Origin of the sequence: Turicibacter sp., assembly GCF_017941855.1 — a bacterium.
GTDB lineage: Bacteria > Bacillota_I > Bacilli_A > MOL361 > Turicibacteraceae > Turicibacter > Turicibacter sanguinis.
The window spans coordinates 1-23,714 of record NZ_JAGAVR010000083.1 but is presented as its reverse complement, the minus strand read 5'-3'; the positions used below and the strand labels follow the sequence as shown (position 1 = coordinate 23,714).

Here is a 23,714-nt window from a genome sequence, read left to right as displayed (position 1 = left end):
TATCTAATAATTACAGTAATTAACGTTTTAACATCAATCTCCATTATAGCGATAATTGTGTTGCCCTCTACTAATCACTCGTAGAATTTAATTTGTTTTTATTTGCTAGAAATATAGCATAATGAATCGTATTTTTTACTACATCCAGCTCTAAATAGAATGCAGGTGGACACCCAGGACGCCAATTCACTTCATAAATCCATATTTTTTTCATATCATCTAGTCCAATATCAATTCCAATTTCATCAAGAGTTTCATTATATTTTTCCATTTGGAGTTGATCTAGGTGTCTAGCCAGTTGCAAGGCAAAGACTTCAAGATATCGTTCCATATCATAAGTGCACTCTGGATCTTCTTGTTTTAAAAAAGGAATCAAATAATTAGTTGCACCACCACTGTTGATATTTGTTACAATACTATCAGTTAACGAAAAGCGTGGATAAATAGTAGTAACCACCCATTCCCCGCTTCCATTTTTTTGAACATGTAATCTTAAATCAAAATTAATTCCATTTTTAGTTTTTGAGTTAATATAAGGTTGTGCTAGATAAGATTCTTCTTTTAGACAGCTGGAAATATAATTTTCAAGTTCATAGTAGTTAGCAATTTTGTTTCTTTTATCGCGATTAACTTTATATAAATTTCCCATTTTTTCAATATAGATAATACCTTCCCCTTTATGACCATCTTGAGGTTTAAAGACAACCTTTGAGTACATATTCAAAAAATCAAAAAACTCATTTGTATTACTAATAATTTCAGATGGAATCAAATGATTAGTAAATTCCCCTGCTTCTTTTAAACGTTTATAAACGCTCATTTTATTTCCAATTGAATAAGTCGTAAATGGAATTTCAGATTGTAATTGTTCAATGATTTCTTTATAATTAGCAAGCTTTTCTGGACTTCCCGTATTATAAATTACATCTGGAAATCTACTTTCAACTTTGTGCCAATCACCATTTTCATACATATATCCAGATATCGTATGTTTTTTAAAATTGACTTGTTTAGGAGAAAAATATAGTAACTCTACTCCTTCTGCTTTTGCCACACTTGCAAAGGCATATGCCTTTACAACATGTCTAGGATTTCTACACTGGTGTAAAAAACCAATTAATATCATTTTATGTCCCCCTCTTAATAAAGAGTATTTATTTTATATCTTCTTTATCATATGATTATCTGATTCAATTAGTCACGTCGATAAAGAAAATAGTACCTGTGGTTATGTCACAGTAACATTTGACCTCAATATAAATCTATAGCCTCTTATTAAGAGTAGAGCTTTTAGATTCTCAGCACTTTTAATTCAATTAATTTAATCCTATTTTTAGACATAGTTTTACATTAAATAAAAAAAGACTGCATCGATTTCGATGCAGTCTTATATAATCTATTATTTTTTACGCATTGTTGGGAATAATAATACGTCACGGATTGATGGAGAGTTAGTTAATAACATAACTAAGCGATCGATACCAATTCCAAGTCCTCCTGCAGGTGGCATACCATATTCTAATGCTTCGATGTAGTCAACATCCATTTCAGATGCTTCATCATTTCCTAATTCTTTTTCAGCTAATTGCGCTTCAAAACGTTCTTTTTGATCAATTGGATCATTTAACTCAGTGAAGGCATTTCCATATTCACGTCCATCAATAAAGAATTCAAAACGATCAGTGAAACGTGGATCTTTTGCATTTTTCTTAGCAAGTGGAGAAACTTCCACCGGATGTCCATAAATAAACGTTGGTTGAACAATTTTATCTTCAACGAATTCTTCGAAGAATGCATTGATGATATGTCCAACACCTGTAAAGTGAGTAGGTACTTCAACATTGTGTTCTTTTGCGATAGCTTTTGCTTCTTCAAATGTCATTTCTTTAAAGAAATCAACACCTGTAATCTCTTTAATCGCATCAACCATGTGCCAACGTTTCCATCCAACTGCTAAGTTAATTTCATGTCCACCGTAAGGTACAGTAGTTGTTCCTAAAACTTCTTGTGCAATAGAGGCAATCATGTTCTCAGTTAAGTCCATCATTGTTTCCATATCACCATAAGCTTCATATAACTCAATTGATGTAAACTCTGGGTTATGGCGAACAGAGATTCCTTCATTACGGAAGATACGTCCGATTTCATAAACTTTTTCAAGTCCACCAACTAATAAACGTTTTAAGTGTAACTCAGTTGCAATACGTAAATATAAAGGCATATCTAATGCATTGTGATGAGTTTCAAATGGGCGAGCTGCTGCTCCACCTAATGTTGTGTGTAAAATTGGAGTTTCAACTTCTAAATATCCTAAATTATCTAAATAACGGCGCATTGCAGTAATAATACGAGTACGAGTGATGAAAGTTTGTTTACTTTCTTCATTCATAATTAAATCAACATAACGACGGCGGTAACGCTCTTCAACGTCAGTTAATCCATGATATTTTTCTGGTAATGGGCGTAATGCTTTTGTTAATGGCGTATACTCTTTAACTTTAATTGATAACTCACCAACTTTAGTTTTGAATACAACACCGCGTACTCCAACAATGTCACCTAAGTCTGCTTTATCGAAGAATGCATAAGCTTCTTCACCTACAGCATCTTGACGAACATAAATTTGAACTTGCCCTTTAATATCTTGAATATGTGCAAAACCAGCTTTTCCTTTTCCACGTTTAGTGCGGATACGTCCAGCGATTGCTACTTCAATATTTTTTTCCTCTAATTCTTCTTTAGAAAATTCTCCAAACTCTTCAACTAATTGTGAAGATAAATGAGTACGATTGAATCGTTGTCCAAATGGATCAATTCCGTGTTGACGTAAGTCTTCCATTTTGTCACGTCTAACTTGTAATTGATCGTTGATTTCAGTTGTCGACATCTGAATCACTCCATCTATATAAGCTATTTTTTCATTATTTCATTATAACACGCTAAAGTGTACGATTCCACGAAAAAGTACATTTTGTATTAATTATTGACGTTTTTCAAAAATTATATTCAATTCATTGAATATCGTTTCCCAAATATCGGAAATTTAAAAGGTAGTACCTTTGGTACTACCTCCTCCTCAATTTATAAAACTTCAAACTCTAACTCTATCACAAAACACAATCTAGTAATTCAAATACTTTAATGCCAAGAAATAATTACTAGAATACACACACCAGCCAGGAAAATTTTTTTCTCTTGCAACCTTATTGAGACTAATATAACTACTTCATCAAAGCTTTCGTTAAAATAGCTAACACAGCACGACGAACCTCATCATTGACTGGCATTGCCAGAACTCTCATCATTTTCTCTTCAAGAGAAAGATTCGTGCCTAAAATTCCATATGACCAGTGTTCAAAACGTTGCTTTTCATCCATGATAATAGTCGCATCTTGAACTAATTCAAAGATTAATTGATCAACATCAATTTCTTGATGATATAAATCTTGATGACGAACTTCGATAATACTATCAGCAGAATCAACCGTTACTGATAAAGTTCTTGTAACTACATCATAATTAAAGTCTGATTCTTCACCATTCAAGAAACATTCACAGTCTGATGCTACACCTCTAAACTTCACTGTATACTGACGATTTACTGGAATCACATTTAAATCACCAACGGGTTCATTAATCTTAAATATCAATTTAGTATCTGATGCTTCTAAATCAAAAGTCGTTAATACACTGTGTCCCGCTTCATACTCACGACTAATACCATCATCTTCGTACATCGTGAATGAATTACTAGCTCCACCAAATACAACTAACTCTAAATGCTCTGGATTATCAATCTGATTTGTTTGTTCTAGTTTGGCCATTGGAACAATGGCTCCTGCCTTGGCGAATACCGGAATCTCTTCAAGTTTACCGTACATCGCATAAATATTATCTCCACGGTACGCCTCACCTGTGAAGAAATCAAACCACTGACCGCGTGGTAACCAAACCTCTTTAAACGTACGATTTAAAACTTTACTACGTGGCGCGGTAAATGGTGCCACCATTAACTCACTACCATAATAATATTGATCTTTATACTCATATGCTTTTCCATCATGCGGATGCTCAAAATACATCGGCGTAATAAACGGTAAAGACTCCGTCATATTGCGGTATGACATCGTATAAATATAAGGTACTAATTGATGACGAAGATTTAAGAACGATTTCGCCACCTCATACGCTTCATGAGAATGACGCCAAGGTTCTCGTCGATTAAAGATTCCTTTTGATGTATGAAGTCGATTAATCGGACTAAACACCCCATATTGCACCCAACGAGCATACAACTCAGAATCATCGATTCCCATAAAATGACCTCCGATATCGTGGCTCCACCATCCATACGCAACATTTGCGGCTGTTGACGTAAAGTATGGCTGATACGCAAGCGAATCCCAAGTCACAACCGTATCACCTGAGAAACCAATTGGATAACGATGACCTCCAAGACCTGGCCAACGAGAGAACGTAAATGGACGTTTCGATCCATCACGACCTAAATCATAATAATGCAAGTGGTTTAAGAAATATAATGGATCTAATCCCTTCATCGAAGAATTCGTTCCCTGTTGCCAGTCAATCCACCAAAAATCAACGCCTTCGTCCTCAAGTGGATGATGAACTTTCTCAAAATAGGCTTTCATAAACTTAGGACTTGAAATATCAAATGGCACAGGTTGTTCCGAGGAAACATCAACTCCCATATACTTAGCAACACTTTCATAACAATCTTCATGACCACGAATTCCATCAGCGGGGTGTAAATTAAGTGACGTTCTTAACCCCTTATCATGTAACCAAGTCATAAATGCTTTAGGGTCTTTGAATAAGTTTTTATTCCAGGTATAGCCCGTCCATCCACTACCGTACTTCGGATCAATATTTACATTGTGCCAGTCCATATCAATAATACAAACCGATAATGGGATTCCCTCAGATTCAAAACGATTCATTAACCCCTCTAGTTCTGTATCTGAATATTCCCAATAACGACTCCACCAGTTACCAAGTGCATATCGTGGTAATAATTGAGTGCGCCCTGTTAACTTACAATAATCTGCAATACATTCTTTGTAGGCAGTCCCATATCCAAAGAAATAAAGATCCGTTGAATTCGTTGTTCTTGGTTCTAACCAAGACGCTTCGTTAAACACAAGTGATTTTGAATCATCAATGATGACATATCCCTCGCGTGAATTTAAACCTTTTTCAAGTTTTAAGGCACCATCAACAGCATCCAAAGTTCTCGCTGTTCCACCTAAGTTTGTCTGTTCTTCAGTTCCATAACGCCAAATTTGACAAGAATATTTTAATTCAATTGATAGGGTATCCCCACTAAATGGTTGTTCTTTTAAATATTTTAATCTTAAATGATCCGTTACAACTTCTAATATATGTTCATCTTCTTTAACAGAAAGTGCTGGGACTTCCTGTTCGCGATACCAAAATGTTTGACTTGGGCGATCCTCAAAGCAACCTGTCAGTGAGTATTCTAAACGAACAATACGAGATGTTAAAAATGCAATTCGATAACATGCTCCCTGAAAAACAGCCCCCTCATTTGCCATTGGTTTAAAATCCATTTTAAAATGTTTTTCAATGTAAGTTTCCATATGTGTTGCCCCCCTTGTATTTCGAATCGTCCTCATTATAAGACGATTCATAACAATTTGCAAGGGGTTTCTTGAAACGATTCACCTGATTTGAATATTGCTTTCGAAAGACTTGACTGCTATAATATCTGTAACAATTTGGAAAGTAGGGGGATTATTATGGAAACTTATCAAACAAGTGGCGTATGTTCAAAAGAAATTCAATTTGAAATTGAAGATAATAAAATTAAATCAGTTAATTTCATTGGTGGATGTCCAGGAAACTTAATCGGAATCTCTTCTTTAGTTAAAGGAATGAACGTAGAAGAAGCTATCCAAAAACTAAAAGGAATTCCTTGCCGTACAAAAGAAACTTCATGTCCTGATCAGCTTGCAAAAGCGTTGGAACAATACTTAGAACAAAAATAAAAGCTGTATCTTACGATACAGCTTTTACTTTTGCGATGCTCTTTTTTCAAAAATTTTAACCACTTGAAATGATAAAAACATGACGATAACTACCCCAAAGAATAACCCTGTATTACGAGTCAAACTAATGACTTGTTTAACATCTAAATAAATAATTCCAATCGATGCTAATAGCCAAAAAACACTTAAAATCATATTAATTCGTTTAAAATCCATAACCATCATCCCCGCTTCTTTTTCTCTATTTTATCAATTTAAAAAGGCGATGTCACCAAAACATCGCCTTTTTTCTTATTTTGTGAAACCCTTTGCAGCTTTTAATGTGTTAAATAATAACATCGTAATCGTCATCGGTCCAACTCCACCCGGAACAGGTGTAATATAAGAAGCTTTCGGTTCAACTGTATCAAAATCAACATCTCCTACAAGCTTTCCTGTTTCAAGTCGATTAATTCCAACATCGACAACAACGGCTCCTTCTTTCACCATATCAGCTGTGACAAAATGAGGACGCCCAATCGCAACAATTAAAATATCTGCCATCTGCGTTAACATACTTAAATTTTGAGTACGCGAATGACAAACGGTTACCGTTGCATTTTCTTCAAGTAATAATTGGACAAGTGGCTTTCCAACAATATGACTACGTCCAATGATAACAGCATGGCGACCTTCTATTTCGATATCATAAGCTTTCAATAATCCGATAACACCTGCCGGTGTACATGGTTTTAATGAATCAAGCCCTGATGCTAGGCATCCGACTTGATATGGATGGAATCCATCGACATCTTTCTTCACATCAATCGCAGAAATGATGTGATCTTCATTGATATGTTTTGGTAATGGCAACTGCACTAAAATCCCATGAACCGAATCATCTTGATTTAAAACATCGATTTGAGCTAATAAATCTGCTTCTGTTATTGTATCTGCTAACTCGATAACCGTCGACTTAAATCCTACCGCTTCACATGAACGCTTTTTATTGCGAACATAGGTCATCGAAGCAGGATTATTTCCAACAATCACAACCACTAAATGAGGCTGAATTCCTGTTTCTTCAACAAATTTTTCTGTTTGAACTTTTAAATCCTCACGTAAATCTTCAGATACCTTTTTTCCATCAATAATTGTGGCCATAAACTGCCTCCTATTCATATAAAGGGAAACGTCCTGTTAATCCTAAAACAGATTGACGAATTTCATCTAATTTTGCTTCATCTTCATGATATGTTAACGCATCTGCGATATATCCTGCTAACTCAACCATCTCAGCTTCCTTAAATCCACGAGTTGTCACAGCTGGTGTTCCTAAACGAATACCGCTTGTGATGAATGGTTTTTCAGTATCAAATGGGATTGTATTTTTATTACATGTAATCGCAACACGATCAAGTAAGTGCTCAGCATATTTCCCTGTTAATCCAAATGTTGATTTAACATCGACTAACATTAAGTGATTATCTGTTCCACCTGATACAATACGAAGCCCACGTTTTGCAAGTTCTTCAGCTAACACTTTCGCATTTTTAATGACTTGAGATTGATACTCATTAAATTCTTCTGTCAAAGCTTCCCCAAAAGCGACTGCTTTCGCCCCAATAACGTGCATTAAAGGTCCACCTTGAATTCCTGGAAACACCACTTTATCGAGTTTTGTCGCAATTTCTTCATCATTCGTTAAAATCATACCACCACGTGGACCACGTAACGTTTTATGAGTTGTTGTCGTTACAATATGAGCGTATGGAACTGGATTTTCATGTAATCCTGCTGCCACAAGTCCTGCGATATGAGCCATATCTACCATTAAGTATGCCCCAACTTCGTCAGCAATTTCACGGAACTTTTTAAAATCAATCGCACGAGGATAAGCCGATGCTCCCGCTACAATTAATGCCGGCTTAACTTCTAACGCAATGCGACGAACTTCTTCATAATCAATCATTTCAGTCTCTTTATCTACCCCATACTCAAAGAACTCATAATCTTTTCCAGAGAAATTAAGTGGATGTCCATGAGTTAAATGTCCACCGTGACTTAAATTCATACCTAATACTTTCGCCCCAGGCTCTAACACTGCACGATATGCCCCCATATTCGCAGAAGACCCAGAATGAGGTTGCACGTTAGCAAACTTAGCTCCAAATAACTGCTTAGCGCGATCCCTTGCAATATCCTCAATCGTATCAACAAATTCGCATCCACCATAGTAACGTTTACTTGGATATCCTTCAGCATATTTATTCGTTAAAATTGATCCTTGAACTTTCATCACTTCTTCTGAAACATAATTTTCAGACGCAATTAACTCAACATTTTCACGTTGACGCTTTAATTCTAAATTTAAGGCTTGTTCTACAGCCGTATCTTTCATACACATCACTCCAATTAATCTATTCATAACGTCATTATTACATATGACAACAAATAATAATATTAAAATACAATTTTTTTATTTTATCACTTTTAGTATATGGAAAACTACAAAAATGTTTATAAAAGTCAAAAAAGTATCTGACAATTCAGACACTTTTTATAATGTATAATTAAGTTTTATAAATATATTCTTTTCAATAACACATTTCTTTCCTTCAAATTTCTGTTTTAATCTGCGTCCTTCAATATAGGTCTTCGTAACATTGACTAAAAATTGTTGACCATTCTGCTCCACTAAATAGTAGGCACTCATATCATTTAACGAATCCACCATTTCTAAAACGCCAGGTTCCGTTAAAAAATCAATCATAGCTTCCATCTTATTTAATTTTTTTCTTCGTATAAGTGGATAAATAACCATTGCCTTTGGATACTTTTCTTTTACCACCATATCATATTTAGAACGAGCTTTTCCTGTTTTTTTGTACTTCTCAATATCAATCTCTTCCTTTAGAACAATTGAACCAATTTTCTCATCCATAGCTAACAAAGAATCTAAGCTCACATTAAATAATTTTGCGATTGCCTGCAAATTATGAATATCCGGTATTCCTTTATCAGACTCCCACTTCGTAACTGCTTGTCTTGAAACACTTAATTTTTCAGATAATTGTTCCTGTGATAATCCTCCCGCTTGGCGATATTTTTTTATTTTTTCTCCTAATGTCATCGTCATCTTACCTCCTGTCTAAATAATGAACACATCATACTATGCTAAATATAAAATGGCTAACAAAATAATATAACATAACCGCTACTTACCGTAGCATGACCATTATTAATGATTTAAAAAGATAAAAAAAGTGCCTTATAGTAGAAACACTTTTCTACAACAAGACACTTAGATGTGAAGTCGATAAGATATAATTATCTTATTCAGACTATTATTTTTTTACAGTGGAGCATCTGATTCACCACGCGGAGGCTCATCTTCTTTTTGATGTGGGAAAGTAAGCGAAGACCACTTTTGACCTCACACTATTATGTTATCCACATCTACTTTTTTTATACCTTAGTTAACTCAGTTTTTACTTCTCTCTCTTAGAATATTTCATAATAACGATGCCATCTTCAACAGTATAGTATTGCAAACTTAAGTCTATCTTAGGATTATTTCCAAGAAACAAAGGTCTTCCTTTACCTAAAATAGTTGGAATAATCCCTATTATATACTCATCTATGATATCGGCTTTTAAAAAATGATCAACCAAAACTCCTCCACCGAATAAGAAGATATTTTTACCTTCATTTCTTAAATTTACAATCGGCGTACATACATCTCCATTTATAAAATGATAATAATCATAATCCGTTATATCTTGCGAAGTGGCAACATAGATAGGTTTATCTTTAAAATCTTTATGAAATCCTTGATTATAACAATTTTTTCCCATAACGACGATATCAATCTCTTCTAAAAACTTCTTATAATCCCATTTTAAATCAGTATTGAGTGCAGAGTTTCCATCCCCAACAATCCATTCAAAACCACCATTTTCATCTGCAATGTATCCATCTAAACTAATGGCTAAATTTAATACTATTTTTCCAGACATCTATTAATCCTCACCTTCTACTACCTTCACTATAACCTATAATAACCGATATTTTATGTCAGGTTCAAATCATCTACTTTTTGAGCTATTTATAGAAATTAAGAAAACGTGGATCTAATAAAAAATGACTTGCCATAGAATTTACTTTCTATAACAAGTCATTTTATTTTGGGAGTTTAAAAGTTTAATAACTGTCATCAAAAAACTTTTTCAGATTTTAGCTGTTTATCGTGGTAAATCCACAAACGCCACGCAACGGTCGATTCTTATTATTAGAGTGGGATTATCGACAACACCACTTCAACTCCACAATCATAGTGTCTTCAAAAATTTAAATATTATACTCTAATCAAATAAAAAGTGTCTTATCATAGAAATACTTTTCTATAACAAGACACCCGATGTGAAGTCGATAAGATACAAATATCTTATTCAGATACTTACTTTTTTACAGTGGGCTATCTGATGCGCCACGCCAAAGCTAATCTTGTTTATTACAGTGGGAAGATTAGGAAGACCACTTTGACTCCACATTTATAATATCTCCAATTAACCAAAAAACTATACTTAAAATAAAAGAAAATGACCTATCATAGAAGCACTCTTCTATAATAAGTCACTTTCATAACCGTTCAGAGCCAAGAAGTCCGACACACTTGTCAAACCTTTTAGATATTTCTATTTATAGTGGGCTATCTAGACGCCACTCTACGATCGACATAATTATTACAGTGGGTTAGTCGATATAGGCCACTTTGACTCCTAATTATAATATGCTCAATCAAAAAAAGATTATTCGACAAAAATAAAAAAGATGCGACAAACACATCTTTTTTTTCGACTCTTTATTTTTTTTATATAGTGGGCTGCCGAATCACGCCACTCCATTACTGATCTCAAAATAATCATAGCAAAATACTTTCACAATGTCAAATTAAAACAAAGGTAACAACTAGGATTCCTCATTTATCCTAGTTGTTACCTACACATTTAACACAAAAAGTTATCCACAATTCAATTTTTCCTCATAGAAAAGTTTTGGCCGAACTTTTTTTATAAGGTATCAGATAAAGATGTTATAAAATTCAAACAGCAGATGATTGACTAATTTTTAAGCAATTAAAATCTAGAATTTTAGTCATTTCAGTTAAGAGAAAAACTATAATTTTGCGTCAGATTACAATCCAGCTGCGAGATGCAAAACACTGGTAAAGTTCGATAATCACCCGTGTTTATCGACACATCGGACTCTCATCACTTTCTTCGTGTGTTAAACACCTCTCTTTACCTTATAATAAATCTAGCCTCGATGAACAACTCCTCCATAAAGTTTTACCCCACTTGTGCTTTTCAAGCACTTTGGTGGTTAAGCACTTTTGTTCGGAGTTAAACGTTCATCTCAGCCTTTTATGTAATCTAGTTTCGAGCAAAATCTCTATAAAGTCCAAACGACCTTTGCCTCAATTCTTGAGGCAAAAGCATTTGCTACGACTTTTACGAGCTTTTAAACGCTCGATTCACCCTTTTATATTATAATCCTAATCGTTCAAAGATTCCGTCTACTGATTTTAGGTGGTATGTGTGGTCGAAGCAGTCGTCTAAGTCTGCCGCGTCTAAATACTGGCATACTGTTTCATCAGCCTCAAGTAATGTACGGAATGATTGTCGTTCTTCCCATGCTTGCATCGCTTTAGGTTGTACTAAGTCATATGCTTTTTCACGAGCAAATCCTTTTTCGATTAGTTTTAACATTACACGTTGAGAGAAAATAACTCCGTGAGTTTTATTAATGTTTTCTAACATATTTTCTTCATAAACAGTTAAGTTATCAATAATATTTGTAAAACGATTTAACATATAATCAAGTAACATCGTTGCATCTGGTAAAATAATACGTTCAGCAGATGAATGTGAAATATCACGTTCGTGCCAAAGTGGAATATTTTCATAAGCTGTTACCATGTATCCGCGTAACACACGAGCACATCCAGCCATATTTTCTGAACCAATTGGGTTACGTTTATGTGGCATTGCTGAAGATCCTTTTTGTCCTTTGCGGAAGAACTCTTCTGCTTCACGAACCTCCGTACGTTGCAAATGACGGATTTCAACTCCCATTTTCTCAATAGAAGCTCCCACTAATGCAATCGCAGACATATAAGCAGCGTGACGATCACGTTGAAGAGTTTGAGTAGAAATTTTTGCTGACTGTATTCCTAACTTTTCGCACGTATAATCTTGTACGAAGAAAGGAATATTCGCATGAGTTCCAACTGCCCCTGAAATTTTACCCGCTTCAACTTCACGAGCCGCTTGTTCAAAACGAGCCTGGTTACGTTTCATCTCTTCATACCATAATGCTAATTTTAAACCAAACGTCGTAATCTCAGCATGAACACCGTGAGTACGTCCCATTTGCACAGTATGTTTATATTTTTTAGCTTTCTCTGCTAAAACATCAATAAAACGTTGAATATCTGCTCTTAAAATATCATTTGCTTGTTTTAATAAATATCCGTTTGCAGTATCAACAACATCAGTTGATGTTAAGCCATAGTGTACCCATTTTTTTTCTTCACCACAAGTTTCACTCACCGCACGTGTAAAAGCTACAACATCATGACGAGTTTCTTGTTCAATTTCATAAATACGATTTAAATCAAATGAAGCATTTTTCCATAGCTTTTCAACATCCTCCATTGGAATGTGTCCTAAATGAGCCCAAGCTTCACATGCTAAAATCTCAACTTTTAAATAAGACTCAAATTTATTTTGTTCTGTCCAAATAGCCGCCATTTCAGGGCGTGAATAACGTTCGATCATATGCCGCACCTCTCCTTTTCTACTTACCCTTTTATTTTAACTGAATTTTTCCAAAGTCACAATGAAAGATAAATTTTTTCTTTCATAATTTAATAAAAAAGAGCTAAATCAAATACGATTTAGCCCTTCTTATGTTCATGTGTTTTTTTCTTTTGTGGAGGTACTATACATGGTAACTTAACACTCATACAAACACCATTTTCGACATTTAAAGCCTCAACTGTCCCGTTATGAGCTAAAATAATCGTTTTAACAATGGCAAGCCCAAGTCCTGACTGACCTTGATCCCCCTTATAAAATCGATCAAATAAATAAGGTAAATCTTTCTGATCAATTTGAGGCCCATCATTAAACAAACGAATCTCAATCGTAGAACCCTCAACAATAGTTTCAATCACAATCTTCGATTTCGCATAGCGAATCGCATTCGTAATAATATTAGATAAAGCACGAATCATCTTATCATCATCAATCTTAACTTCAACCGGCTTATCTAGCTCCAATGAAAACTGAAGATTCTTATCCGCCACAATACTCGACATCTTCTGATGAAAACCATCTAAAAAAGCATTCACATCAACAAGCTGAAACTGATAACGATCATGTGTTGCATCCTCAAGCTTCGATAAATATAAAATAGACTCAACGAGAGTTCGAAGTGCATCACTCTCTTGTTGAATGACTTCAGCGGCCTCATCAATCGAGAAAATTCCATCCTTTAGTCCTTCAGCATACCCTTTAATATTCATCAGAGGCGTCTTTAACTCATGCGATGTATTCTCAAAGAACGCCTTACGTTTTCGATCATTTTTAACAATCGATTCCGCCATATGAACTAAATCTTCATCAAGCTCTTGAATCTCATCACCCGTAAAAATTGTCACCTCAGGTGCTTCAAGACTCTCCTGAAATCCGCGAACTTTATTTCTTAACAAATGAATCGGTCTTGAAATATTATTCTGAACATAGATCCCAAAGAATCCAGCAATCAACATACTCACTAAAGACGTAATAAATAAAATACTTAAATTCATTTGATTAAGTGCCGTAATCATACTCTTCTCACTTAACAAAATAATATCATAAGAATAAGGCCCAACATTAACCTCACCAGAAACTGTGACATAATTACGATTTAAATAATTAACATCACCTTCATGTGCATTTAAATCTTGAATCACCTCATCATTATCCCAATAAGTCAAAGAATCATTTTGAATAATAATGATATTCGATTGAACAAGCTTCATTAAATTATTACGAATCAATCCACCTATCGGCCAATATGGAGATTCATTATCCTTTAAATTCTTTGCAATAACATCTAACTCTTTCTCCATATCATATGTAATTCGATACGTCAAAAATTGATTCGATGACACCGTAAACAACGTAAATGATGTCATAATCGCAATCAAAATAATAATGATATAACTCCAAAACAACTTTCGATCAAGTCTCATAAGCTATCTCCTAAAAATTATCATCAATGCGATATCCATAACCCCAAACCGTTGTAATTTCAACTTGTGCATCGAAAGACTTTAATTTCTTTCTTAAACGTTTAACTAAATCATCAATCATTCGAGATTCTCCGACATAGTCATAACCCCAAATATTCTGAATTAAATTCTCACGAGTAAACGAAATATTCTTATTTTTAACTAAATAAGCTAACAACATATACTCATTATTCGTTAAAGATAACTCCTTATCCTTAACTGAACAAACACGTTTAGAGTCATCAATCTTTAAATCCTTAATTTGATAAGTCGTCGTCTCGTGGTCACTCACCATCACCGGTTCAATACGTCTAAAAATAATTTTTAAACGCACTAATAACTCACGTGGGCTAAAAGGTTTCGATAAATAATCATCTGCTCCAAGCTCAAGACCAATAATACGATCCACCGCCTCATCTTTTGCCGAAACGAAAATAATTGGAACTTGGCTTACAGTACGAATCTTCTTACATAAATCAAGCCCATCCATCGTACCTGGCATCATAATATCAAGTACGAGTGCATCGGGTTGTAGCATATTAAATGCCTCAAAAACATGCTCAGCATTCTCAAAAGCTGTTACCTTATATCCTTCCTTCTCTAAATATCTTAAAATTAATTGTCTAATATTTGCATCATCATCAATTACGAATACGTGTTTCATCTATTTCACCTCATTATAGTATTAACCTTTTAAAAAATCTTGCTTCAATAAAGCAAGATTTTTTATCTTTTATTGTCCATAAGTTGCTAGTAAGGCACGATCTTCAGTGATACCTTCTCCATATCCTGCAAACTGACCATCTTTAACTTTTAATAAAGTTGGTGTTCCTGAAATCTCAAGTTGTTGTGCAGATTGTGGAGTCACATTATTATTAGCATGACTATTATATGCTACAATCTCATTACTTTGATTAGTTGAAATCGTCCATCCTTCATTTGAAGGATAAAGAGCACGACTCTCACCCTCATTTAAAACTTCAACACCATTTTCCATCTTACCAATGACTTTTGTATAATCTAAATCATGGGCCTCCCAATCATACCAAGCATCTAAGTTTTCATCAGCTGCCATATCAACCACATAAACAGGAACATTCTCATCATTATGAGCTGCTACTAGTTCAGGACCAAACTGCTGACATAAACCACAAGTCTCCTGATAAAAGTACACATAATACTCAGAATCCTTCTGATCAAAGGCCTCTGTATAATTAATATGTTTAAAATCAGTAATCGAATTGACACTAGGAAAAAACATATTAACGCCAACTGCTATAATAACAACTGCAACTAAAGCAATTAAAATCTTCTTCATGACTATTACTCCTTATATAATCTAGTAATATCTAAATTTATTATAACTTAAAACTCCCTCTTATATTTGAAAAAAATGTGAAATATATGTAAAAACCAATTATTTCAAAGTAAACAACATCCCAAAATTAAATAACTCCTGAAGTCCCATTGGTAACTCAATATAACCTGCCGAAACTAAAAATGCAATTAATGCACAAACAACCGCCACAAATACAATCGTCTTCGTCACCATATTAAAAATGAACTTACATAAAAACGCAATAACTAACCCCACAATCAATCCTTGAATCAAACCATGCATCACAATATACTGATTGAAAGCCTCATTAAAAAAATAAAGACAAACAATAAAAATAATATAATACCACTTATTCATCCACGTATTCATCCCTTCTATAACTTTCATGTACTACCATTGTACAATATTTCCAAAAAAAAGCAACGTCTCAAAAACGACGTTGCTTCTCATATATCAAAAGTCCCCACTTTGATTTTCTATTTCTCACATATTACTGATAATCCGGTACCATCAATTATTCGCTTCCCCACGAATAACTAAATTCCCGCTACGAATTATCACTTGAAAGGATATCACCGCTTGTTGCGATGTCTAGAACGAATATGCCTTCAAACTTCTAACTCTAACCATATCCCTAATTACTCGCAACTTTCGTTGCTATCACTTAACTAGATATCGCCGCTTATTGCGACATATAGTCTAACTAACGATGCAAAGCACCGAGTTAGACTAATAATTCTTTCATTAAGATTGTTTGTTCACGGTCTGGACCAACACTGAAGATTGCAATTGGTGCTCCAACTAATTCTTCAATACGTCGTAAATAATTTTGAGCTGCTACTGGTAACTCTTCAAATGATGTTACTCCAGTAATATCTTCTTGCCATCCTGGCATCTCTTCATAAACTGGTACACAGCGTTCAAACTCACGAATTGTTGATGGAACATATTTGATTACTTGTCCATCTAACTCATAAGCCGTACAAATTTTTAATGTATCTAAACCTGATAAAACATCTAATAAGTTAACTGAGATTCCAGTTAATCCACTTACACGACGAGTATGAGAAACAACTACACTATCAAACCATCCAATACGACGAGGACGACCAGTTACCGTTCCATACTCACGTCCGATTTCACGAATACGTGCTCCAATCTCACAATGTAACTCAGATGGGAATGCACCTTCTCCAACACGAGTTGAATAAGCCTTAACAACCCCAATAACTTCATCAATCTTAGTAGGTCCAACTCCTAAACCAGTTGTAACTGCTCCAGCTGATGGGTTTGAAGACGTAACAAATGGATAAGTTCCATGATCCACATCAAGCATAACCCCTTGAGCCCCTTCAAATAAAACTTTTTTACCTTCAGTTAACGCCTCATCTAACTCATAAGAAGTATCTGTCACATAAGGACGAATAACCTCAGCATACTCACAATATTTTGTATAAATCTCTTCAAATGAGAATGTTGGCTTACCGTACTTCGCTAAAATCTCATTCTTAGCCGTTACTTGCTCAAGTAAAAGCTCAGCAAATAACTCCTTATCCATTAAATCTCCAATACGAATTCCACAACGTGCATACTTATCTGTATAGCAAGGTCCGATTCCACGCTTCGTTGTTCCAACCTTACGATCACCTTTTAACTCTTCTTGAAGACCATCTAACTCAATATGATAAGGGAAAATCACATGTGCTCTATTAGAAATACGAATATGATTAGTTGAAACTCCACCTTCATTTAGATACGCGATTTCTTCAAGTAATGCCTCAGGATTAATAACCATCCCATTTCCTAAAATAACTTTCTCAGCACTAAAAATTCCAGAAGGAATTAAACGTAACTTAAACTGTTGTCCGTTAAATTCAATCGTATGTCCTGCATTATTACCACCTTGATAACGAGCTACAATATCAGCACGTTGTGCTAAATAATCTGTAATCTTTCCTTTACCTTCATCTCCCCATTGAGTTCCTACAACTACTACTGTCTTTGTCATTTTAATATCCACCTTTCAATTAATAACGTTCTAAAATTTGACGAGCTACCCAAACACCACTTGCTCCAGCTTGTGCAAGACCACGCGTTACACCAGCGCCATCTCCACCAACGAATAATCCTTTAACCTTTGTTTCAAATTTATCATTAATCTCAGGACGTGCTGAGTAGAACTTTGCCTCTACTCCGTAGAATAACGTATGTTCTGATGCAATCCCTGGTGTTACATGATCTAACGCCTCAGTCATCTCAATCAATGACTTCATTGTGTTATATGGAAGAACTAATCCTAAGTCACCTGGTACAGCTTCTTTTAGCGTTGGATCAACAAATCCTTCTTTCAAACGTTTCTCAGTCGTACGACGCCCTCTTAAAATATCACCATATTTTTGAACAATAATCGATCCATTTGACAATTTATTTGCTAAATGAGATACCTCATGTGCAAACTCATTTGGTTGATCAAACGGCTCTTCAAACGTATGTGATACTAATAAAGCAAAGTTCGTATTCTTACTTCCAAGCTTTGGATCCTTATACGCATGTCCATTTGCCAACATCGTTCCCGAATGATTTTCAACTACAACATGTCCTGAAGGATTTGAACAGAACGTACGAACTACCGTTCCAACACTCGTACGATACATAAACTTTCCTTCATACAAATGCTCATTAATCTCTTGCATAACAATATCAGATGTCTCAACACGAACCCCAATATCCACCTGTAAATTCTTCATCGGAATTCCTTGACTATTCATCACATCTTTTAACCACACAGATCCATCACGACCAGGGGCTAGGAAAACATATTTCGTTTCCATCACTTCACCATTGGCTAATAACACACCTTTTACTTCCCCATCCTCAGTTAAAACCTCTTTAACTTCGGTCTTGAAGTGATAATCTACGCGATCCTTCAATTCCTCATAAATACTCTTTAAAATTTCTAAGTTTTGTTCAGTTCCTAAATGACGAACCTTCGCACGTAATAGCTTCAGTCCAACTGCATAACCACGCTTCTCAATCTCACGTACTTTATCAGTCGTTGGATCCGTAATATCAGTCGTTGCCCCATGCTCTAAGTTAATTCCATCCACATAATCAATTAAATCTTCAACCACTGAATTTGATAAATAATCTGTCATCCATCCACCAAACTCATGTGTAATATTAAACTTTCCATCTGAATAAGCACCTGCTCCACCAAACCCATTCGTAATTGAACAAGCTGGCATACATCCCACATGATCCTTAATCACTGGACATTTCTTAATTTTATGTTCAAGAATTGGACATCTTCTCTTGTAAATATCTAATCCTTTATCGACTAATGCTACTTTTAAATTTTCATTTTTCTTAGATAACTCATACGCTGCAAAAATTCCTGCAGGCCCTGCACCAACAATAACCACATCATACTTACTCATCAATTTCTCAGCTCTCCTTCTAACTAATCTGGTATATACCAAACAAAAAGCACTCTATGCGAACATAGAGTGCTATACGTTTAAAATATATATTAAATTTATCAATTTAGTTTCCAAATTAGTCATCTTCATTTTTAAGTCACCTTTGAAAATAGGATTTAACATTTACATTATACCAAAAAACTCTATCAACACAACCCCTACTTTGAAAAAATATTAAATTGATTGCGACCATTCTTCTTACTTTTATAAAGAGCCTGGTCTGCCTCATGATATAACATCTCCATCCCACAATCCTGACCTTCATATATTGTAACACCAATTGAAGCTGTAACCTTTAAATCCTCACTATAATCAAACATCTCCTCTTGAATAGCCTCTAAAACCGTACAAACCTTAGCAATATCATCCATCATCAGACAAAGTACAAACTCATCTCCACCTAATCGACAAATAATATCACCTTTTCTTGTACAACTCTTAATCGTATAGGCCACATGCTCAATTACCTTGTCTCCAATCAAATGGCCATACGTATCATTAATCAATTTAAAATAATCAATATCAAAAATGATAAAAGCAAAGTGTTGACGCCTCTTCAAAACCTTATTCATCTCATTTTCATATCCCACTCGATTTAAAAGACCTGTTGCATAATCTGTATACTTCAAATACTCCGTCTTCTTATCCATATACCTTTGACGATATAACACACCAATAACACCCATCGTTACAATAAAAACCCCCAATAAAAGAAGCCGTTGTTGCTGCATCGAATAAAGGTTATCACGAAGCTTTGACATCTCATACAAATACATCTCAGTCGCTAACAAAGTTGAATACTTATCATCTAAAAAATCGCGCTTGCTAATCGCATCAAATAAATTCTTATAAAATGGATCATCCTGCACTAATAAAGAAAACGTATATTTGCCCATTTTCCCTTTTTGATACAACTCATACTGCTCAAAATAATCCAAATAAACAGGATCCATCACCAAATATTGAATCTCATGATCCAACGACTCAATTAAATGAGTAAGCGTACTATCAATGACAAATCCCCTTGAATTTAAATGATTAAAATTCAAAAAACCCTGACTATAAACAATCGGACCTAAAATACTCCCAATCTTAACAGAGCTATTCTTACTAATTTCATCGTGAATCAACAACTGATCGTAATTCGCATATGCATTAAGCTGTCCTTGATAAACATCATATCCATCACTAACAAAATCAAAATTAAAAACGGGTAAAATATCAATCTCACCACTATCATATAAACCCTTTAACTCCTCATACTCACCAAAAACAAACTCAAACTCCATACCAAAATTCGTCTTGATCTGCTTCACAATATAATCAAGCAAACCACCAACAGACTCACCATTTTGATACATAAACGGAGCTACATCATAAACACCAACTCGCATCATAGGCTTATCATAAAACAACCACTCATGCGTCTTCTTATCAATATCATACAACTTACTATTCAGTGAATTTTGATGATTCATAAATGTATCCGCATACTCCTCAACCGTCTGCATTCGTGCCATGACCTTATTCAAAATCGAAATTAAATTGCGTTTATCCGAAACAAAATACCAAGCTGAACCACTATACTCAGACACCTTCACCTCACGCAACTCATTCACTGCACTCTGATACATAAACAAATCACCTGGCACAAAAATACAATCAACCTCACCCATATCAAGCGCCTCATACAATCTAATATAATTCGGATACTCCACAAAGGAATCTAAATACTTTCCAATATTAGAATCATTATAAACAACCCCGACCCTTTTCCCCGTTATTTCGTCTAAACTCTTTATATCACTAGATGAATTTACAAAAAAAGTATACTCAAACTCATGAATCGGACTACTATAAAATAAATTCCCGTAATCATCTAACCTACCCGAAATCATCACATCCACAATTCCAAAATCAATAACATCCCTATTCTGCTTCACCTCAGTCACAGGTACCGAATACAAATACTTATCCGTGGCTACATTAAATTCCTGGGAAATATCAGTCACCACACCCTTTAAAGAACTAGAAAAATACGAATAATTCAAAGGTGTAATCGAAGCTGGATATCCTATAATATATTTAATTTGAGTAGAATTTTCCAACCAAATTTCTTCATTTTCAGACAAACTCACTGATGTTACCACATCAGTTGCTAGAACATCCATACAACCCAAGAATAACAAAACAAATAAAACAATAACCTTCTTCATCTCATAACCCCTATTATGAATACGTTTTAATTATATTATAAAATTTTCCATACAGTACAACAAGACCTAATGAAAAAAAGAAGGTATTATCCCTTCTTTTTTTCCAACCACTCTTTAATTTTCACTAAATCTTCTTCACAAATGCCATGTAAATCATAGCATTTATCCAAAGAATAAATATAAAACCTATAAAAACCTCTAATAAATTCAACATCCTCAAAAGCACTAATATCAGAACTATTAATCACACAATTTGGAATAACTAGAGCATTCTCCTTAAACACATAAGAAACCCCACAATAATAATGCTTATGAATCGTAGGAACTAATAGCAAAACAATAGATACCACAAAGATAGGTAAATTTACTAACGCAAGAACAAATAAATAATATCCAAAAGACTGCTCATCTAACATCAACCTTACATACTGGGCAACAAAATAAAAATTAACAATTAAAAGTAAAATTCCAAAATAAATAAACTTTCTTTTCGATCTAGCAATACTAACTACATTGGGTTTAATGCTAAACTCAGACATCATATCACCTATTTTTGTTCATTACTATAAGTAATTGCCGCATTAATAAACTCACGGAATAAAGGTTGTGGACGTTGAGGACGAGATAAGAATTCCGGATGGAATTGTCCAGCAACAAACCAACGATGTTCAGGAATCTCAATAATCTCAACTAACCCAGTTTGAGGATTAATACCAGAGAACACTAACCCAGCATCCTCTAAAATAGCCTTATACTGATTATTAAACTCATAACGATGACGGTGACGCTCCTTAACATTTACAGACTGATAAGCCTCAAATGCCTTAGTCCCTTCAGTTACTCTACAATCATATAACCCTAAACGTAAAGTACCTCCCATCTCAATCCCTTCATATTGATCTGGTAAATAATCAAATAAAGCATAAGCAGCTTTCTCATCAAACTCAGTCGAATTAGCTCCTTCTAATTTAGCAACATGACGAGCATACTCAATTGCAGCAATTTGCATCCCTAAACAAATTCCGAAATAAGGTACATTATTTTCACGAGCAAACTGACATGCTAAAATCTTACCTTCAACACCGCGATTTCCAAATCCACCAGGAACTAAAATACCATCAACATCAGCAAAGATTTCAGCAACAGACTCCTCAGTCACTTTCTCAGAATCTACCCATTTAATCTTAACCTTCTTACCATAATGATATCCGGCATGTTTTAACGCCTCAACCACTGATAAATAAGCATCTGGCAATGCTACATATTTACCAACTAACGCGATATTCACATCGCCTTCTAAATAACGCACAACATTAATTAACTCTTCCCATTCAGACATATCAGCCTCAGGAACCTCGATTCCGAAATGTTTACAAACATAATCATCTAGCCCTTGAGCCTTTAAGTGCATTGGAACTTCATATAAAATTTCTGCATCAATACACTGTACAACAGCTTCCTTAGGAACATTACAGAATGAAGAAATCTTCTCTTTAACATGATCTTCAATATCAACTTCTGTACGTAAAACAATCACATCAGGTTGAATTCCTAAAGATAATAATTCTTTTACACTATGTTGCGTTGGCTTAGTTTTAATTTCACCTGCAACCTTTAAGAAAGGTACTAGAGTATTATGAATATATAAAGTATTATGATATCCAAAATCTTTACGGGCTTGTCTAATAGCCTCTAAAAAAGGTAAAGATTCAATATCACCAACTGTTCCACCAATCTCAGTAATAATAACATCTGCACCACTATCCTGTGCTGCAGCAAGTAGCTTAGACTTAATTTCATTAGTAATATGTGGAATTACTTGCACAGTTGCTCCTAAATACTCACCACGGCGCTCCTTTTCAATTACGTTTGAATAAACACGCCCTGTAGTAATATTTGAGTTTTGTGATAAATTTTCATCAATAAAACGCTCATAATGACCTAAATCTAAATCAGTCTCCGCTCCATCATCCGTTACAAATACTTCACCATGTTGGTATGGACTCATAGTTCCTGGATCAACATTAATATACGGATCAAATTTTTGCATAAAAACTTTTAAACCTCTATTTTTTAATAAACGCCCAAGAGAAGATGCCGTAATTCCTTTTCCTAAAGATGAAACAACTCCTCCTGTAACAAATATATATTTTGTCATATTAAAATCCTCCTGTACTCAATTTCCTACATAAAAAAAATAAGCCCTCCACTAGTGGAGAGCTATGCATCTATTTTTAAGGCTCTTGACTATATTATCAGAAAAAAAATAATAATACAACATTAAAAATAAAATATATCTAAATAATAATATATTCTAACTATAAAAAT

19 protein-coding genes are annotated in these 23,714 nt (G+C 34.6%); 1 reads left to right on the top strand and 18 read right to left on the bottom strand.

Annotation, left to right across the window (positions count from 1 at the left end):
• Positions 1-70: 70 nt before the first annotated feature.
• The 3 genes from J6D32_RS09505 to J6D32_RS09495 form a co-directional block, all read right to left on the bottom strand.
• Positions 71-1,126, bottom strand: a complete 1,056-nt coding sequence (locus J6D32_RS09505) for a YheC/YheD family endospore coat-associated protein (RefSeq protein WP_272155611.1) — start codon at positions 1,124-1,126, stop codon at positions 71-73.
• A 273-nt stretch (positions 1,127-1,399) separates the two neighbouring features.
• Entirely contained in the window at positions 1,400-2,887 is a 1,488-nt protein-coding gene (lysS, locus tag J6D32_RS09500; protein WP_006785890.1) for a lysine--tRNA ligase, read from the bottom strand.
• 334 nt (positions 2,888-3,221) lie between these two features.
• Positions 3,222-5,621, bottom strand: coding sequence for a glycoside hydrolase family 31 protein (locus tag J6D32_RS09495; RefSeq protein ID WP_055164448.1), 2,400 nt, complete (start codon positions 5,619-5,621; stop codon positions 3,222-3,224).
• A gap of 159 nt (positions 5,622-5,780) precedes the next feature.
• Between J6D32_RS09495 and J6D32_RS09490 the strand changes: the two genes are divergently transcribed.
• Positions 5,781-6,029 carry a TIGR03905 family TSCPD domain-containing protein gene (locus J6D32_RS09490; protein ID WP_006785888.1) on the top strand — a complete coding sequence of 83 codons (249 nt, stop codon included), beginning with the start codon at positions 5,781-5,783 and terminating at the stop codon, positions 6,027-6,029.
• Positions 6,030-6,053: 24 nt separating this feature from the next.
• Here the strand turns inward: J6D32_RS09490 and J6D32_RS09485 are convergent, their stop codons facing one another.
• The 15 genes from J6D32_RS09485 to pyrG form a co-directional block, all read right to left on the bottom strand.
• A complete protein-coding gene (locus J6D32_RS09485) occupies positions 6,054-6,245 on the bottom strand; it encodes a hypothetical protein (RefSeq protein ID WP_006785887.1) in 192 nt (63 codons plus the stop codon).
• A gap of 75 nt (positions 6,246-6,320) precedes the next feature.
• Complete coding sequence (gene folD, locus J6D32_RS09480) at positions 6,321-7,172, bottom strand: bifunctional methylenetetrahydrofolate dehydrogenase/methenyltetrahydrofolate cyclohydrolase FolD (protein ID WP_006785885.1); 852 nt, start codon at positions 7,170-7,172, stop codon at positions 6,321-6,323.
• A gap of 10 nt (positions 7,173-7,182) precedes the next feature.
• Positions 7,183-8,409, bottom strand: coding sequence for a serine hydroxymethyltransferase (gene glyA, locus J6D32_RS09475; protein WP_006785884.1), 1,227 nt, complete (start codon positions 8,407-8,409; stop codon positions 7,183-7,185).
• Positions 8,410-8,568: 159 nt separating this feature from the next.
• Positions 8,569-9,147, bottom strand: coding sequence for a helix-turn-helix transcriptional regulator (locus tag J6D32_RS09470; RefSeq protein ID WP_006785883.1), 579 nt, complete (start codon positions 9,145-9,147; stop codon positions 8,569-8,571).
• Between the two features lie 352 nt (positions 9,148-9,499).
• Positions 9,500-10,027, bottom strand: a complete 528-nt coding sequence (locus J6D32_RS09465) for a dihydrofolate reductase family protein (RefSeq protein WP_006785882.1) — start codon at positions 10,025-10,027, stop codon at positions 9,500-9,502.
• 1,530 nt (positions 10,028-11,557) lie between these two features.
• Positions 11,558-12,850: an adenylosuccinate lyase gene (gene purB, locus J6D32_RS09460; protein ID WP_009606277.1), complete on the bottom strand. Its 1,293-nt coding sequence runs from the start codon at positions 12,848-12,850 to the stop codon at positions 11,558-11,560.
• A gap of 119 nt (positions 12,851-12,969) precedes the next feature.
• On the bottom strand, positions 12,970-14,313 hold the full coding sequence (locus J6D32_RS09455; protein ID WP_006783653.1) for a sensor histidine kinase: 1,344 nt from the start codon (positions 14,311-14,313) through the stop codon (positions 12,970-12,972).
• Between the two features lie 10 nt (positions 14,314-14,323).
• The gene (locus J6D32_RS09450; protein ID WP_009606286.1) at positions 14,324-15,016 is read right to left on the bottom strand and encodes a response regulator transcription factor; all 693 of its coding nucleotides are present in this window, start codon (positions 15,014-15,016) and stop codon (positions 14,324-14,326) included.
• Positions 15,017-15,085: 69 nt separating this feature from the next.
• Complete coding sequence (locus J6D32_RS09445; RefSeq protein WP_006783651.1) at positions 15,086-15,670, bottom strand: thioredoxin domain-containing protein; 585 nt, start codon at positions 15,668-15,670, stop codon at positions 15,086-15,088.
• Between the two features lie 99 nt (positions 15,671-15,769).
• Positions 15,770-16,048 (bottom strand): hypothetical protein, encoded by a 279-nt coding sequence (locus tag J6D32_RS09440; RefSeq protein ID WP_229040041.1) that lies wholly within the window; start codon positions 16,046-16,048, stop codon positions 15,770-15,772.
• 367 nt (positions 16,049-16,415) lie between these two features.
• Positions 16,416-17,699, bottom strand: coding sequence for an adenylosuccinate synthase (locus tag J6D32_RS09435; RefSeq protein WP_006783649.1), 1,284 nt, complete (start codon positions 17,697-17,699; stop codon positions 16,416-16,418).
• 19 nt (positions 17,700-17,718) lie between these two features.
• Positions 17,719-19,131 carry an NAD(P)/FAD-dependent oxidoreductase gene (locus J6D32_RS09430; RefSeq protein ID WP_006783648.1) on the bottom strand — a complete coding sequence of 471 codons (1,413 nt, stop codon included), beginning with the start codon at positions 19,129-19,131 and terminating at the stop codon, positions 17,719-17,721.
• A gap of 197 nt (positions 19,132-19,328) precedes the next feature.
• Positions 19,329-21,386, bottom strand: coding sequence for a diguanylate cyclase (locus J6D32_RS09425; RefSeq protein WP_287467606.1), 2,058 nt, complete (start codon positions 21,384-21,386; stop codon positions 19,329-19,331).
• 86 nt (positions 21,387-21,472) lie between these two features.
• Entirely contained in the window at positions 21,473-21,925 is a 453-nt protein-coding gene (locus tag J6D32_RS09420) for a hypothetical protein (protein WP_006783646.1), read from the bottom strand.
• An 8-nt stretch (positions 21,926-21,933) separates the two neighbouring features.
• Positions 21,934-23,544: a CTP synthase gene (pyrG, locus tag J6D32_RS09415; RefSeq protein WP_006783645.1), complete on the bottom strand. Its 1,611-nt coding sequence runs from the start codon at positions 23,542-23,544 to the stop codon at positions 21,934-21,936.
• Positions 23,545-23,714 lie beyond the last annotated feature (170 nt).